We start from the raw sequence: 15897 nt of genomic DNA, 5'->3' as shown, positions 1-15897 counted from the left end.
CGTTTGCTTTAAAGGGTGCCCGTTGGCTGGTGTTTTCGGTTGAGGCTCTGTTCCTAGGGCGACGTCTCTCTGGTGGACGGAGAGGGGAAACGTTGTTTGGCGGAGGCTTCGTTTTGCTTGAGCCAGCTCTTGGGGGATTGGCCGTATGCCTTGCGAAAGGCTCGGGAGAAGTAGTGGAGGGAGTTGAAGCCTAGGGCCTCAGCTGTGTCTGAAACGTTGTATTTTCCGGAAAGAAGAAGGTCGTGGGCCCGCTTGAGCTTGATCATGTTTTCAAACTCTCTCGGGGCGTAGCCGGTGTGTTTTTTGAAGGTGGAACGTAGGTGCGTGTAGCTGGTGCCTAGTTCGCGGGCGATCGCTTGGAGGTCGGTGCGTTTAGAAAGGTCGCTCAGCATTTGCATTTTCGCCTGCTGGACGAGGGCTGCTTCGTCGGAGCGTTCGTTGGATCCGGTTTTCAGGAACGCCAGAATCATGGGGATGTGGCTGGCGAGGAGTTGTGGCGAGCTGGCGGTGGGGCTGGATACCCAGTGGAGTAGTTGGTCGAAGAGACGTGTCAGCTCGCCGGTATGCTGGCAGCGAAGGACTGGATCTCGTGGGGAGAAGAAGGCTTCCATGACGCGGGTCGCGTCTGTTCCGGAGAAGCCGAGCCAGTACTCGTTCCAGCCCGTTGCGGGATCTGGGCGGTAGCGGTGGGATTCCCCGGGGAAAAGCAGGAGGGCGTCGCCGGTTTTTATCTCTTTTTCCTTCGCGGAGCGCGAAGAAAACCGTCCTTTTCCGGAGGCAATATATACAACTTGGAATTCGTCCAAGACGCGTCCTCCGTCGCTGTCGAAGCGATAGTTGAGTGGGTGCCCGTCGCTCGGGTAGGAAGAGCCAGGAGGCACGTGTTGTCTGCCTGCGTCTATGAGGTGCCAGCCCCAGCGGATCGATTGCGAGCTAACGGGGAGGTAGCGTGTGAACGACTCCGGAGCTATTTTCATGGATGCGTTTAGTGTCCTTTTGTTTGTCAAAAAGTGCAAGTTTTATGTCAGGAGGTGACTTTATCTCAGGCAGCAAATCCGGTATTCTGGGGGTATACCTGTTAAATTTCCTATGTTTGACCAAATTAAAGAGAAGTACGCCGAGTTGGGCGTGGACGTAGAGCGCGCATTGGAAGTCATGGCTTCCACTCCCATTTCGCTGCATTGCTGGCAGGGAGATGATGTGGCTGGCTTTGAGTCGGATGCGGGCGAATTGGGAAGCGGTCTTGCTGTCACGGGCAATTACCCAGGCAAGGCGCGTACGATTGACGAGCTTCGTCAGGACTTGGAGCAAGCGTTGTCTCTGATTCCTGGAAATCACCGTCTGAACTTGCACGCTATTTATGGCGACTTCGGCGGGGAAAAGGTGGATCGCGATGAGATCGAAGTGAAGCATTTCCAGAGCTGGATCGACTGGTGTAAGAAACAGGGGATTGGCATGGATTTCAACCCGTCTTGTTTCTCCCATCCGAAAGCGGACGATGGTTTGACGCTCAGCAGCCCCGACGAGGAGACGCGTCAGTTTTGGATTAAGCACTGCCAGGCTAGCCGGAAGATTGGCGCGGCGATTGGCGAGCAACTTGGAAGCCCGTGTGTGACCAATATTTGGATACCTGATGGTATGAAGGACCTTCCTGCGGATCGCTTGAGTTTCCGTCGTCGGCTCGAGACTAGCTTGAACGAGATTTTGTCCGAGAAGTTGGATCCGTCTCACAACATTGATGCGGTCGAGTGTAAGCTTTTCGGTATTGGTTCTGAGAGCTTTGTGGTGGGGTCGCACGAGTTTTATATGGGCTACGCTCAGCGTGAGCAGACGGCTCTTTGCTTGGATGCAGGGCACTTCCATCCTACTGAAGGGATCGCGGATAAGATTTCTTCGGTCATGATGTATGTACCGGAATTGTTGCTACACGTATCTCGCGGGGTTCGTTGGGACAGTGACCACGTTGTGCTAATGGATGACCAGACCCAAGCGATCATGCAGGAACTTGTTCGCTGTGACGTGTTGGATCGCACTCACATTGGGCTGGACTTCTTCGACGCTTCCATCAATCGAATCGCAGCGTGGGCGATCGGAACACGTGCCGCCCAGAAGTCTCTCTTGCTCGCTCTTTTGGAGCCTGCCGAAAAACTTCGTGAGGCGGAGTTGGCGGGAGACTATACGACCCGCCTTGGATTGCTTGAAATCAACAAGGCGCTTCCATGGAGCGTAGTTTGGGAGGAGTTCTGCCGCCGGCAGGGAGCTCCTGGAGAGCTTGAACTTTTAGGTGCGGTCAAGGAGTACGAGACCGCTGTTCTTTCCAAGCGCTAGTCTTTGCCTAGGCTTGAGCTTGGTACAGAGGATTCTCTGCGTATATTGCTAGTACAGATATGAGTAAGTCAAAATCGGTCTCTGTAGCGGCCGTGGATATGGGCGCTACGAGCGGACGGGTCTTTGTGGCCAAATGGGATGGCGAGCATCTTGAGATGTCTGAGTCTCACCGCTTTCGTCATAGTTTTGCGAGCCTCGGATCCCATTGTTATTGGGAGATGGGGGCTTTGTATCGGGAAATTACTGACGGGCTGCGACTGGCGCGTGAAGCCGAGCCGAAGCTTGCGTCTTGCGGTTTGGATTTTTGGGGTGTCGACCATGCTTTGTTGCTGAAGGATGGCCGGCTGGCCCATCCCATCTATAGCTATAGGGATGAGCGCACACGATTGCTCATGCCAGATCGGGAATCGGAGGAAGCTGCGGAACTCTATGCGAGGACGGGGATTCCGCCGGTCGTCTACAACAGTTCGATACAGTTAAAGGAGACGCTTTCTGCTATGCCTGCTTTGCGGGACTCGGTGGAGCGTTGCCTGTTTTTGCCTGACTACGTCAACTACCTGCTCAGTGGAGCCAAGGAGAACGAGGTTTCCATCGCGAGTACCTCTCAGTTGCTCTCTCTCGACGGTGGCGGTTTTGATGCCGAGACCTTGAATCGCATGGGCATCCCTCAGGATTGGTTTAGCGAACCTAGCAAGTGTGGAAAGGTGCTTGGTTCGGTTGAGTCAGAAAAGGGGCTGGAAGGTTTGTCAGTGTCGCTCGTGCCCGGGCATGATACGTCCTGCGCCTTCGAAGGGGCTCCTGGAGCTACTGAGGATGACTTCGTTGTGAGTACGGGGACATGGGTGTTGGCCGGAGCGTTTTCCGATAAGCCGTTCCCGACTGAGCTTGGGTTGCAAAAGGGTATCTCTCACGAGCGTTGCGGGGATGGTGGTTTGAGGCCTACGAAAATCCTGCTTGGCCTTTGGATGGTGGAGCGTCTGTTTGATAGCTTTGGCGTTCACCCGCAATCTCAACAGGATTGGAGCAGCCTGCTGCACAATGTTGAAGTGGAGCCGGTCCCGGGTGAGGTTTTGGATACGGGGGATTCGAGCCTTTTTAATCCCAGTGACATGAGGGAAGCGATCGACGCTCAGTTGAAATCTAGAGGATTGCCATTGCCTGCTAGCTTGGCGGCGTATTTACGTCTTGTATACGAGTCGATCGCCGAAAGCGTCGCTGCGGCGCTCAAGGAATTCGAGTCGGCTCTGGGGCGTCGGTATCCGCGAATCGTTTTGATCGGAGGCGGAGCGAAAAACGAGTTGTTGTGTCGCTCTCTGAACGAGCGGAGCGGGTGTCCCGTTTATGCTTATCCAACGGAGGCTGCGGTGATTGGGAACGCGGCCTATCAACTCAAGGCTCTGGGAGCGATAGATTCCGTATCGGAGTTCCGGAAAGGGTTGGCGAAGCAGTTCGATTAGGGGAGGAGCGGCTAAGCGCCTGCCTCGGCTGGTGTGCGAGCAGGGCCAGTCGTCTCGCGCTCCACGATCGCGCTTTGCAGGGTGAGGTCCATGAGCGGGATATTGCCGCGTTCGCAGAATTGGAGGATGATGCGTGCGGCTTCCGCTCCCATGGCTTCTGGGTCGGCTCCAGCGGAGGTGATGCCGGGGCGTTCTTCTTCGCACACACGTGTCATGTCGTAGGCTGCGATGCTGACATCGCTGGGGACCTTGTATCCTGATTGGAAGAGGTAGTTGATGGCGCCGCGAGCCATGAGGGCGTTTAGTGACAGCCATGCGGTTGGCAGTTCGTCCTTGCTTGCGACGGACTGGCAGATCTTGTGAGCTGCGTCATAGCCTTCGTTTCTGTCGGCCCGTTTCGTGTGTATCAGGAATTTGGGGTCGAGCTTGAGCGAGTGGGTGTCCAGCGCCTTTTCGAAGGCGGCGAGTCGGTCGTCGTGAACGCTTGATGGATAGTTGCCTCCGATCCAGGCGAAGTTGCGATGACCCAGTTCGTAGAGTCGATCAACGAGCAGTTGAGCGGAGTCGCCTTCGTTTGAAAGGATTGAGTGACAGGTACCGGGGGCGCGAGCGGAGATGTAGATGAGCTGGCGCTTGAGGGCCTTGAGCTCATCAAGGAAGTGGGGGGCGACTTCGCCCATGATGGCGATCGCTTTAATATTATCAGATACGAGGCTGGCGAGTTCCTCCGGATTGGAGGCTAAATCGTCCTCTGAGCCCAGGTAAACGGTCTTGATGCGTTCGCTTACGAGCGTCTCGTGCAGGCCTTGGTGGACATGGCTGAAAAAGTTGCTCTTATTGGCGAGCTTGAGGGGAGAGCGGAGGATGTAGCCGACTGATTTGATGCCGTCGCTGGTACCGTTAGCGTCGGCTTTCATGCCAGGCAGGCTGTAGCCGTTTTTCAGGGCGATCTCCCGGATGCGACGGTAGGTCTCCTCTGAGATCCCTTGGGTACGGCCGTTCAGGACCATGGACACGAGTGATTGGGAGCAGCCAGCTTCTTTGGCTATGGCGGACTGGGAAATGCGTTTTCGAGGGCGATTGCTCATGGGAACTTGCTGAATTGATTATTAATAGTTCTCCAAATTATTAACTTGCAAGAGTCGAGTTAAACGGGATCGGCATCCTGACGTTCTTTTTATGAACCGGCTGGGTAGGGGAGTTGTGGTTCATAATATCATATTAAAAATTCATAATTATCAATTTATAATTGACCCGAGGTAGTAATTTGGTGATACCAAAGACGCTTGGCTTATCGCCGCTGCAAATCGAAGCGCGTTCTCGCTTCGGCCATCCCGCCGGGACTGGCACCTGATTATACCCTAACCAGAACAAACGATGTTACTACCTTACAGAACACATGCGAGGGGCGTGAAGCGCTCCTTTTCGAGCCCGATCATGTTTGGATTGGCTCTGACAATCGGCGCGACCAATCCTAGTTTCGCTCAGAGCACTGACGAAGAGGAGGTTTTCGAACTCAGCCCATTCGAGGTGAGCTCCACTGGCGAAAGCGGCTACCACGCTGCGGAGTCCATTTCGGGTTCTCGTATCCGCACTAAGATCGCGGAGCTGCCTTACTCGGTGAACGTTGTTACCAACGAATTCCTTGAAGACTTCAACGCTGACTCTCTTGACGACCAGTTCGCTTATGTGAGCTCGTTTGCGGGTGATGAGGTTGAAGGTTGGTATCAGCTTCGTGGATTCAAGCAGAACAATCAGATGCGTAACGGCTTTACCCGACTTGGATTGGTTGATCGCGTAACGATCTCTCGTGCGGAAGTGATCAAGGGGCCCGCGGCTGGTTCCTACGGCAAGATCGACCCAGGTGGTATGATCAATGTCATTACAAAGTCCGCTTCCGAAACTCCTGAGCAGGAGTTCTCGATCGAGCTCGGAACCGATAGCTATCAGCGTTATGCGATTGGCACTACAGGTCCGATTACCGAGGACAAGAAGTGGCTCTATCGCTTGGATGGTGCCTGGTATGATCGCGACGACTTTGCTTTTACTGGACGCGACCAGCTTTCGCTCTCCGGCGTTGTCGAGTACAACCCGACTGAAAGAACGGAGATTATCTTCGAGCGCGAGTACATCGAGCGCGACACGCTAAGAGACCGTGGTCTCGTTCCTTTGCGCGATGACACTTTGCCGACGAACGATCAGCACTACCGTTTTGCGACTGAGCTCTATGACTTTAGTTTGTTGGGGCCAGACGCCTTGAACGAGCGTACTGTCAACAGCACTGATGTTCGCTTTTCTCACCAGTTTTCGGATACGTTCTCAGTTCGTGCTGGATTCAATACCTTCAACCGCTTCTTTAATGAGCGTGCGGCCTACCCGGGTGAGGTTCGCTTGCGATTGAACGGTCGTGACCCGAGTGAAATCACTTCCGACGTCGTTTGGGAGGAAGGTGTTCTTCGTGATCTCGAATTGCGTCATCACCGTATTTGGGAGCGTGGCGACGCGTTTCAGGTTGATTTCCTCAAGGAGTACTCGAACGAATCTCTTGAAGGACGGTTTCTCGTGACTTTCGACCGTAACAAGTTCCGTCGTGTCGATGATCGTAAGCGTATCAACCGTACTGATCAGTCTCCTTCTCGTACAATGCCACTATCGGATCCTGACTACAGCTTCCTTGGTGACCGGGCGTTCGAGTTGGCGAATGATGTTGAAGGTGGTTTTGGTCGTGTTGACCGCGGTCGCGACAACATCACTAAGTTCGAAGGTATCTACGTTGCGAACCAGTTGAAGATGCTGGATGGTGACTTGAACCTCAATGCGGGATTCCGCTACGATGATCTGTCTGTGGAAGAGGTAAGCGACAATTCGTCCTACTTTGGATTGGATGATCCTTCATTCACTCCAACCACTCGCGATACGAACCAAGAGTCTTACCAATTGGGTGTGAACTACCGTATTGCCGAAGGGCTTATGCTCTATGCGAGCAAGAGCACTTCCTTCAACCTTAACCCACGTCGTGCGACGAATGATACGGATCCTGTGACCGGCGCTCCAATCACTCCTGAGGTATTTGACGCTGAGAAGGGTGACGGCTATGAAGTCGGTATCAAGGGGGACAGCGTTGGAGGAAAGCTGAGCTTCACTCTCGCTTACTTCGACACGGATAGAGAGGACATCGTTCTCGACTTGGTGGGTGAGTATCCAGCAGGCTCTCCTCATGGAGATCCTGGCGACACCTTCAACTACTTGAGCCAAGCGGGTCTCGTAAATGCTACCGGTGTCGAGTTCGACTTCAACTACGCGGTCAACAAGGAGCTTAGCTTTACTGGCGGTATTGGTTTTGTGGATTCGGAGATGGTTGATGTTGGAGATGAGAATCTCGCAGGTCTTCCTGTTGCTCAGATCCCTGACTACAGCGCTAACGTTGTCATGAAGTACGGCAGTGGTGACGGTATATTCTATATGCTCGGTGTTCGCGATGTAGGCGAGTCTCGCTGGAGCGATCGTAGCCGTGGCCGCTGGAAGCTCTACATGGACGGTTACACGCTTGTAGAAGGTGGTATCGGTTACCGTTGGGGCAATGACGCGAAGCACACCGTGCAAGTGACTGCGAAGAACCTCTTTGATGAGGACTATATACGCGGTGATGCCAAGCGTGGTGATGAGCAGCGTTTCATCCTACGTTACCGCGTGAAAATGTAATTTGGGGGCTGACCGATCTGGGTTAGTGTTTTCAGATGCCTTCCGTAAGAGGAAGGCATCTTTTTATCCCGGTTTATCCTACTGTTGGGTAGACCATTGGCTGGAACTCGTTTAGTTGGACGAAATGCGTGCTTCATTTTCAACGTACAGGCTGATCGCTCTTGTCTTTTCTCTGGCTGTCTTGTTGGGAGGTTGCGAAGAGCAAGAGATAGGCAGAGCTGCGATGCCCAAGAGCTGGGCGAATTTTCTCGAGACGCGAGGCGTCGGAGAGGAGGCCGTCCTGCCGGATTTCTCTTTTGCGGGTTACCATTATTCCGAGCGTCCGATTCCGGAGGTCGACGGCCCTGCGTTTCTTGTTCGCGACTTTGGGGCGATTCCGGATGACGGGAAGCTGGATTTGATGGCGGTGCAAGGGGCGATCGATGCCGCTAGCAAAGCCGGTGGTGGTGTCGTGTTGTTTGAAGGCGGTAGGTATCTCATGAATAGTGAAGGTGGCATTGAGAAGCGACTCAGGCTTGCTGCTTCGAATGTTGTCCTGAAGGGAATGGGGTCGGGGCTTGAGGGGACCGAACTCTACTGGCCTAGACATCTAGAGCCTGAGGTTCCGGGGAAGATGTATTCGACTCCGTTCATGATCGAAGTATCGCCGAAAAGCACTCAGGAGAAAACGCTCACCAAATTGATTGGAAGAGCGAAAAAGGGGCAGTTCGAGATACGGGTTGCGGACGCGTCTAAGCTTTCGGTTGGAGACTGGATTACGCTTCGTTTAAGCGATCCCAAGGCGATTAAGCTCTTTTTTGGAGGGCGTACGCCGCGGAAGGAATGGGAGAGGAGCTGGACTCAGGGAGTGCAGGTCGCGGAAAGGCATCAAGTGGTCGCGATAGACGGTCAAGCGGTTCGATTTAAGGAGCCTCTGCAGGTTGATGTCGAAGACGCTCATGATTGGACGCTGTGTAGTTATCCGGCTCTTGAGGAAGTTGGTTTGGAAGGCATGCGTCTAACGGGTGACTGGAAGGGCGACTTTGTGCATCATCGCAGCGCCTTGGATGATGGGGGGTGGAGTGCCTTGTATCTGAAGAATGTGAGAAACGGATGGATACGGGATGTCGAGTTTAAGAACTGGAACTACGCATTGAAGATGAGCGCGTGTTCGGCTTTTTCAGTTTTTCGGACGCGTTTGACCGGTACTCCAGGGCATCATGGCGTGCAGGCTCGTGGTGGGTATGGGGTTTTGGTCGGGCTTTCATCGGACCAGGCTGGGCACTTTCATGGGCCGAGCGTTGGTTACCAAAGTGCTAGTACAGTGTATTGGAGGTATGACTACGGTTCAAAGAGTTCCTTTGACGCTCACTCTACGTTTCCGTACGCGACTCTGTTGGATGCGTGCTCAGGTGGTTGGCGCTATGGCCGTAGTGGCGGTCCTATGGCGGGAATGCCTAACCATATGCGAGGTTTGGTAGTTTGGAATTTTAAGCGGACAGGAGGCAAGGAGCCGAAATTCGATTTTTGGAGAAGCGGGGAGTTTGATGATCGCGACCTTTTTCTCGAACCTGTGTTCGTGGGATTCCACGGCGTTGAGACTGAGTTCAATTTAGAGAATATGGGACTGGTCGAGAGTTTAGGGAAAAGGGTTGATCCACTGTCTTTGTTTGAAGCTCAGTTGATGGAACGAACAGGGGGTGTGCCTGGTTTTCTCGTTGAAGAACTGGAGCGATGGAACGCGGAGTCCAAGAAGTAGTTGAGGGGATGATACAATCTGTATGAGTGTTAAGAGTATATTGGTTTTGACCGAGGTCGAGATCGACACGTTTTTTCCGGAGGGTCGCTTCGAAGCGTTGAAGTCGCTTTTGGGGGATTGCCGTGTTGTCGATTGCCGGGACATGGGTGCCGAGGAATGGCGCGCTCTGCTGGCCGAGGTGAATCCGAAAATTATTGTGGCAGGCTGGAAGATGAGTCGATTGCCGGAGGACGCCTTGCGAGAGGTCTGTCCTCATCTGAAGTACGTTTGCTATTTGGCGGGATCGGTGAGGAAGGTCGTCCCCAGGTCTTTGATTGAAGATGGTTTGTTGGTAAGTAACTGGGGGGCGTCCATCAGTCGGACAATAGCTGAATGCGCATTGTTTTTGGCCATTTCCTGTTGTCGCAATTTGGCTCATTGGAATCGTCAGATGCACGATTGTGGTGGTTGGAAAGATGATACGACGACAACGCGATCCTTATTTGAGAAGCGTGTCGGCATTCATGGATACGGTAGTATCGCTCGGGCTTTGATCGCTTTGCTGAAGCCGTTTAACTGCGAGCTCGTGGTCTATTCGGATGGTGTTCCTGCTGAGGTTTTCAAGGCTGATGGCGTTTCTTCAGCCGACTCGGTGGAAGATTTGTTTCGAGATCGCGATGTGGTGTTCGAACTGGAGGCTTTGATCCCAGAACGTGTGAAGGTCGTGAACGAGAGCTTGCTTCGTTCCATGACGCGAGGGGGGATCTTCGTAAATGTGGCTCGTGGCGAGCTTGTTGATGAGGAAGCTCTTTTGAGGGTGGTAAACGATGGGCATATCAAGGCAGGCGTCGATGTGTATTCAGTTGAGCCCTTGCCGAAGGATCATCCGTTTCGAGGCTGCTATGACATCGTGATGTTGCCGCACATCGCGGGACCGACGACCGATCGCAGGCGTGATGCGGGAGATCATGCACATGACAATGTTGCGAGGTTCCTCAACGGGGAGGCCGTGAGCTCGATCGTTACTACGGATATTTACGATCGGAGCACCTGAGTTGGCGAAGTGAGGAATGTGGTCGCTGCAAAGGTCTGTGGGCGAAACCGCTAGGATATTGATAGAATGGATATAAGTCTCAGTTATTTTGATTATGGCGTAGTTGCCTTCTACTTCCTGTTTATGGTGGGGATTGGCGTCTTTTTTCGTAACTACATTACGAATACGAGCGACTACTTTCGGGGTGGAGGCCAGATGGTTTGGTGGATGGCCGGGAGTAGCGCCTTCATGGTTCAGTTCAGTGCTTGGACGTTTACCGGGGCGGCGAGTAAGGCGTATCAGGACGGATTGCTGATCTTGGTCATTTTCTTTGGTAATGCGGTCGGCTTCCTTTGCAATTATCTGTATTTCGCTGGGAAGTTCCGTCAGTTGCGTGTCATTACGGCGGTTGAGGCTATGCGGCAGCGTTTTGGCAAGACCTCGGAGCAGGTGTTCACTTGGCTGCAGTTGCCGATTGGAACCTTGTATGCTGGGATCTGGCTGAATGGGCTTGGCGTATTTTTCGCGGCGGTCTTCGGATTCGATATTGAGACGACGATCCTGATCACTGGATCGGTGGTGTTGATCCTTTCCGTAACTGGGGGAAGTTGGGCCGTGGTGGCGTCGGACTTTATGCAGGTCTTGGTCTTGATGCCGATCTCGGTGGTGGCGGCCTTTTTCGCGCTGGAGGAAGTGGGCGGTGTGAGCGAGCTGGTAGAGAGGTTTCCGGCGGATCGCTTCCTTGGGGGCGGTACGAATTACCCGGCATTGATCTGGGTCTGGATAATTGTGATCATTGTGAAGCAGTTTGCCTCTACAAACAATCTGATGGATGCGTCTCGCTATCTCTGCGCGAAAGACACTTGGCATGCCCGAAGGGCGGCTTTGTTGGCATCGGCTTTGTTTATCATTGGCCCAGTGGTCTGGTTTATTCCGCCGATGGCCTCGGCTATATTGTATCCAGATCTGGACTCTGTTTTTCCTCAGCTGAAAAACGGTTCTGAAGCGGCGTACGTGGCGATCTGTATTCAAACGCTGCCAGTTGGAATGTTGGGGCTTTTGCTGTCCGGCATTTTTGCGGCGACGATGTCTTCGATGGATAGTGGGTTGAACCGTAACTCGGGGATTTTTGTGCGAAATTTCTACTACCCGCTACTGCGTCCGAAGGCGAGCGAGCGAGAGCTGCTTCTAGCGGGTAAGATTTCAACGCTCGTTTTCGGGGCCTCGATCATTCTGGCGGGTATTCAGTTCAGCAAGATGAAGGAGATCGGGCTCTTTGACCTGATGTTGCAGTTTGGCGCGTTGGTAGCGATTCCAATGCAGGTGCCTTTGATCTGGGGAATCGTGATCAAGCGAGTCCCGGACTGGGCGAGTTGGGTCTCTATTTTGGTAGGTTTGCTAACGTCCTTCCTGGTGAAGACGAACTTGGATGCCGAGTGGCTGTCGGGGCTGCTTGGCTTGGAAGTCGATTTCTCGGGTCGCGAAGCGAAGGATATCACTCTGATTTTTGGCGTGGTGATCAACCTGTTCGTTGGAACGGTCTTCTTTTTGTCGACAACGCTGTTTTGTCGTGAACCAGAGGGGAAACGTGCTGATGAGTTGAATAGTTTGTTCACAAACCTGGATACGCCGGTGGAAGCCGAGGAAGATGGCTCGGAAGCGATGGACTCGAATCAGGGGAGCGCATTGGGGATGTTATCTCTCATTTACGGTGCCTTTGTCGCCCTGTTGGCTTTGATTCCTAACCCGCTGATCGGGCGTGTGTCGTTTCTGTTTTGCGGAGGCGTGTTGATCGTTATTGGTTACGCATTGAAGAAGGGAGATCGAAGAAAGTAGATGAAGGCTGCCGTTAACTCAGTGACCCTGCGCTCCAGCGCTCCGGAAGAAGTGGTCGAGACATTGCTAGCCCACGGAATCTCGGCGGTTGAGTGGGTTGGGAACGAGCATGTACCTCCTGGCGATCTGAAAAGAGCTAGGTCTGTGAGGGAGCTGTGCGAAAGCAGTGGCCTGATCTGCGCGAGCTACGGTTCGTATTATCCGTGCGACGAGGAGGCAGGTGGCAGCGGGCAGTTCAGCTGGAATCGAGGGGCTGATCCGGTTCTGGAAACTGCTCGGACCTTGGGAGTGAGCTCCATCCGAGTCTGGGCGGGGCGGCAAGCGAGCGCGTTAGCCTCGATCGAGTATCGTGATGAGGTTAGGCGTTGTCTGTCTTCGTTTTGCGACAAGGCTGCGGATTTCGGAATGACGGTGCATTTGGAGTTTCATCGTAATACGCTTGCTGATACGGCGGATAGCACGGTTGAGTTGATTGAGGAGTTAGGCCGTCGTAATCTCTATTCGTATTGGCAGCCTCGTCATGGTGTTGATCTAGCGGGGAACTTGGAGGATATATCGATCTTGGGAGATCGAATTTCCAATGTGCATGTCTTTCACTGGCTGCTTCAGGAGGATGGCTTTTCGGTAGACCGTCGTCCGTTGTCGGAAGGAAGGGAACGCTGGGCTGCATACATCCAGAAACTGCGAACCTTGGCAGGGGATCGTTATGCTATGTTGGAGTTTGTGCTTGGGGATTGCTTGGAGCAGTTCTCCGAAGACACATCTGTGTTGAAAGGCTTGTTGGAGGGGAGCGAAGGGTGAGCGTGGACGCGGTCGTTTTGAAGGGCGTGACGAGTGGTGAAGGCGCGGGCTTGGCTCAACGACGCTTGAGTTTCAACCAGGACTGGAGGTTTCTCCAGGCGGATGTCGAAGGGGCGGAGTCCGAGGACTTCGATGACAAGAGTTGGGAGCTTGTTTCCGCTCCGCATACCTACAACGATGTGGATACGTTCGCTCATTTCCAGTCGCGTAATCACTCGGGTGAACGAGAGCAATGGTCGGGGCGGACATGGTACCGGAAGACGTTTCGGTTGCCTGAATCCGCTCGCGACAAGAAGGTTTTTGTCGAGTTTGAGGCAGTTCGCCAGTTAGCGGAGGTTTTCCTCAACGGCGTTTTTCTGGGGAAGTGCGAAAATGGATTCTTGCCCTTCGGCTTTGACCTGAGCCCGCATCTGAAGGTGGAAGGCGAGAATGTGTTGGTAGTGATGTGCGATAACTCGTTTGTATCGGACGAGGAAGGGGAGATCAAGTGGTCCAGCTACGAGGGAGGCGCCCGGGTTTCCTGGAATAATCCGCACTGGCATCCCGCACATGGTGGAATCTACCGCAATGTCTATTTGCACGTGATGGACAAGTTGCACGTGACCTTGCCGCTCTACAATAACCTGGAGACGGTTGGTACGTACGTTTACACGCCCGAGGTGAGTCCTGATCATGCGCTTGTGGGCGTGGAGATTGAACTGCGAAACGAATACGAGGATTCCAGAAAATGTGAAGTTCGTACTGAGATATTGGATGCGGCTGGTTTTTGTGTGTTGGAACTTTTAGAGAACGCGCAGCTTTCGAGTGGTGAAACCGTAGTCGTGAGTTCGGAAGGACGTATTGAGAATCCGAATCTTTGGGATCCCGAGCGCCCCTATCTGTATAGGGCGCGGACTCGCGTTTTCGTGGACGGTCGGGTTGTTGATACAGTTGATACCCCGCTGGGAATCCGGTTTTGGGAGTTCACGGCAGATCGTGGTTTCTTGATGAATGGTCGCAGTATGAAGCTGCAAGGCTGGGGTCAGAAGTCTACGAATGAGTGGGCGGGCCTTGGAAATGCGTTTCCGGATTGGATGCATTTCTATACGATGAATCAGATGCGCGAAGCGGGAGGGAACATGGTGCGTTGGGGGCATACTGCTGGTTCACCGGGGCAGCTTGAGTCTTCAGATCGATTGGGCCTGATTACTATCCAGCCAGGAGTTGATGGCGAGGGGGATCTGGAAGGACACTCTTGGGATGTGCGCGCCCAGGCGTTTAGGGATGCTGTCGTGTATTTCCGTAATCACCCGTCCATTCTTGTGTGGGAGGGGGGCAATCAAGCCGTTTCGCTTCCGCATGTGAAGCAGCTTCGCTCCTACTGTGACCGGTTCGATCCTCATGGAAAGCGAGCCTACGCGCATCGTCGGCCGAGTAAGGTAACGATCGATTATAGCGACATCGAGATCGGGACCCAAGGCGGGCACAAATTTCGCGATAAGCCGGTCGTGGAGGGGGAGTACAATCGGGAGGAGTGCCCGAGGCGCGTTTGGGACGACTATTCTCCACCAGATTTTGGATACAAGGTTCCGAGGAAGCAGGAGTATGAGTTGACCAGCGAGTCGTTCGCAGTGAACCAGGTTGTCGAGTTCGTTCGTCGCCTGGGCGCCTCTAATCACTGTGGCGGGGCGAACTGGATCTTTTCCGATTCGACGAGTGGTGGACGAAACGACTGCGAAGTGACGCGGGCGAGCGGGGTCGTCGACGCGGTTCGATTGCCCAAGGAGGCGTTCTATGCTTGCAGGGCTCTGTTTCATTGGGAGCCGCAAGTTCACCTCATTGGGCATTGGACCTATCCGTTGGATCGTGTGACTGAAAAGCCGCTCTACGTCGTATCCAATTGTTCCGAGGTGGAGCTGTTTGTGAATGGCGAGTCGCGCGGTTTTGGCAAGATGAGCTACAAATACCTCTTCACTTTTGATTCGATTCGATGGGAAGCTGGAGAGGTGGAAGTGGTGGCCTACGACGGGGAGGGGAACGAGCAGGCGAGGCAAAGGAAGGAGACTGTCGCGACTGCTGTCGCCCTGAGAGTGACCCCGATCGTTGGTCCTGAGGGCTTCATGGCCGACGGTTCAGATGTCGCCTTATTTGATGTGGAGGCGGTTGATTCAGAAGGACGCCGCCACCCGACGTTTCAGCAACGAGTTGAATTCGACCTTGCTGGTCCGGCGGTCTGGAGAGGTGGCTACAACAGCGGGAAAGAGCATTCGACGAACCATTTGTATTTGGATTTGGAATGCGGGATCAATCGCGTCGCGGTTCGCTCGACACGAGAGGCAGGCCGGATCGAGCTTACTGCTCGGGGTAGCGGTTTGGAGCCCGCTAGCGTTGTGCTCGAGGCGGGGCAGGTTGGGGTTGAGAGCGGGGTTGGCGTCTCTCCTTCGGCGATGCCATATGACTTATCCTCGGGGGAACTGAAGCTAGTGGACGAGGAGATGGATGGAGTGAGTTTTGAGCAAAGCGAAGGAAACTACATCAAAGGTTTCTCGTATTCTGGTACGCGCCTGTCGCTACCGGTCATGAGCAATGCCGAGGACGGACTTCAGCCCTACGTCGATTGCGATGACTATTTCGAGGAGATTCCTGAGTTCATGCGTGGGGCAGACTATATCCAGACCTCTGACGGGGAAAAACTGTACGAAGCGGTGGACCTGATGGACTTTTCTGTTAGTGAGAGGGGCACGCTCTACATCGCCCATGACGACCGTTTATCAACCCCTGGATGGCTGAAGGCGTACGAAAAACTGGATACGGGCTTTGTGGGGCGAATGCAGGCGCGACCTGCTCTTGAATTGAATGACGCTCGCCTTGTTCTTTATGGGCGGAAACTTGAGAAGAACGAATCTGTGACGCTTGGATCGAATCGGGAGGTCGGCCCTGACGAATGCCGCATGTATTCGGTTATCTTTGTGCCGGAGACGGTATCGGACGTCTGAACTTCATCTAGAAGCCAGTCTCGGGGTAGCGTTTGCCCTCGTCTCGCA

The 15897-nt window shown here is 53.8% G+C and carries 10 protein-coding genes; 8 read left to right on the top strand and 2 right to left on the bottom strand.

Annotation, left to right across the window (positions count from 1 at the left end; genetic code table 11):
- Window positions 1-53: 53 nt before the first annotated feature.
- Window positions 54-977 (bottom strand): AraC family transcriptional regulator, encoded by a 924-nt coding sequence (locus JIN87_RS00630; RefSeq protein WP_200353561.1) that lies wholly within the window; start codon window positions 975-977, stop codon window positions 54-56.
- A gap of 112 nt (window positions 978-1089) precedes the next feature.
- Here JIN87_RS00630 and JIN87_RS00625 point away from each other — a divergent pair, with 112 nt between their 5' ends.
- Together JIN87_RS00625 and JIN87_RS00620 are read left to right on the top strand one after the other, a co-directional pair.
- Entirely contained in the window at window positions 1090-2328 is a 1239-nt protein-coding gene (locus tag JIN87_RS00625) for an L-rhamnose isomerase (protein WP_200353560.1), read from the top strand.
- 59 nt (window positions 2329-2387) lie between these two features.
- Window positions 2388-3785 (top strand): rhamnulokinase, encoded by a 1398-nt coding sequence (locus JIN87_RS00620; protein WP_200353559.1) that lies wholly within the window; start codon window positions 2388-2390, stop codon window positions 3783-3785.
- A gap of 11 nt (window positions 3786-3796) precedes the next feature.
- Here the strand turns inward: JIN87_RS00620 and JIN87_RS00615 are convergent, their stop codons facing one another.
- On the bottom strand, window positions 3797-4873 hold the full coding sequence (locus tag JIN87_RS00615; protein ID WP_200353558.1) for a LacI family DNA-binding transcriptional regulator: 1077 nt from the start codon (window positions 4871-4873) through the stop codon (window positions 3797-3799).
- Between the two features lie 289 nt (window positions 4874-5162).
- Here JIN87_RS00615 and JIN87_RS00610 point away from each other — a divergent pair, with 289 nt between their 5' ends.
- The 6 genes from JIN87_RS00610 (at window position 5163) to JIN87_RS00585 (ending at window position 15849) form a co-directional block, all read left to right on the top strand.
- Window positions 5163-7487: a TonB-dependent siderophore receptor gene (locus tag JIN87_RS00610; RefSeq protein ID WP_200353557.1), complete on the top strand. Its 2325-nt coding sequence runs from the start codon at window positions 5163-5165 to the stop codon at window positions 7485-7487.
- A 124-nt stretch (window positions 7488-7611) separates the two neighbouring features.
- Window positions 7612-9225: a DUF4955 domain-containing protein gene (locus JIN87_RS00605; RefSeq protein ID WP_200353556.1), complete on the top strand. Its 1614-nt coding sequence runs from the start codon at window positions 7612-7614 to the stop codon at window positions 9223-9225.
- A 22-nt stretch (window positions 9226-9247) separates the two neighbouring features.
- Window positions 9248-10258: a hydroxyacid dehydrogenase gene (locus tag JIN87_RS00600; protein ID WP_200353555.1), complete on the top strand. Its 1011-nt coding sequence runs from the start codon at window positions 9248-9250 to the stop codon at window positions 10256-10258.
- A gap of 66 nt (window positions 10259-10324) precedes the next feature.
- The gene (locus JIN87_RS00595; protein ID WP_200353554.1) at window positions 10325-12073 is read left to right on the top strand and encodes a sodium:solute symporter family protein; all 1749 of its coding nucleotides are present in this window, start codon (window positions 10325-10327) and stop codon (window positions 12071-12073) included.
- A complete protein-coding gene (locus JIN87_RS00590) occupies window positions 12074-12874 on the top strand; it encodes a sugar phosphate isomerase/epimerase family protein (protein WP_200353553.1) in 801 nt (266 codons plus the stop codon). It abuts the gene before it with no gap.
- Entirely contained in the window at window positions 12871-15849 is a 2979-nt protein-coding gene (locus JIN87_RS00585; protein WP_200353552.1) for a DUF4982 domain-containing protein, read from the top strand. The genes JIN87_RS00590 and JIN87_RS00585 overlap by 4 nt, the downstream gene beginning before the upstream one ends.
- Window positions 15850-15897 lie beyond the last annotated feature (48 nt).

The organism is Pelagicoccus mobilis, assembly GCF_016595505.1.
Taxonomy (GTDB): domain Bacteria; phylum Verrucomicrobiota; class Verrucomicrobiia; order Opitutales; family Opitutaceae; genus Pelagicoccus; species Pelagicoccus mobilis.
The sequence above is the reverse complement of the archived record's forward strand: the minus strand, read 5'-3'. Positions and strand labels throughout refer to the sequence as shown.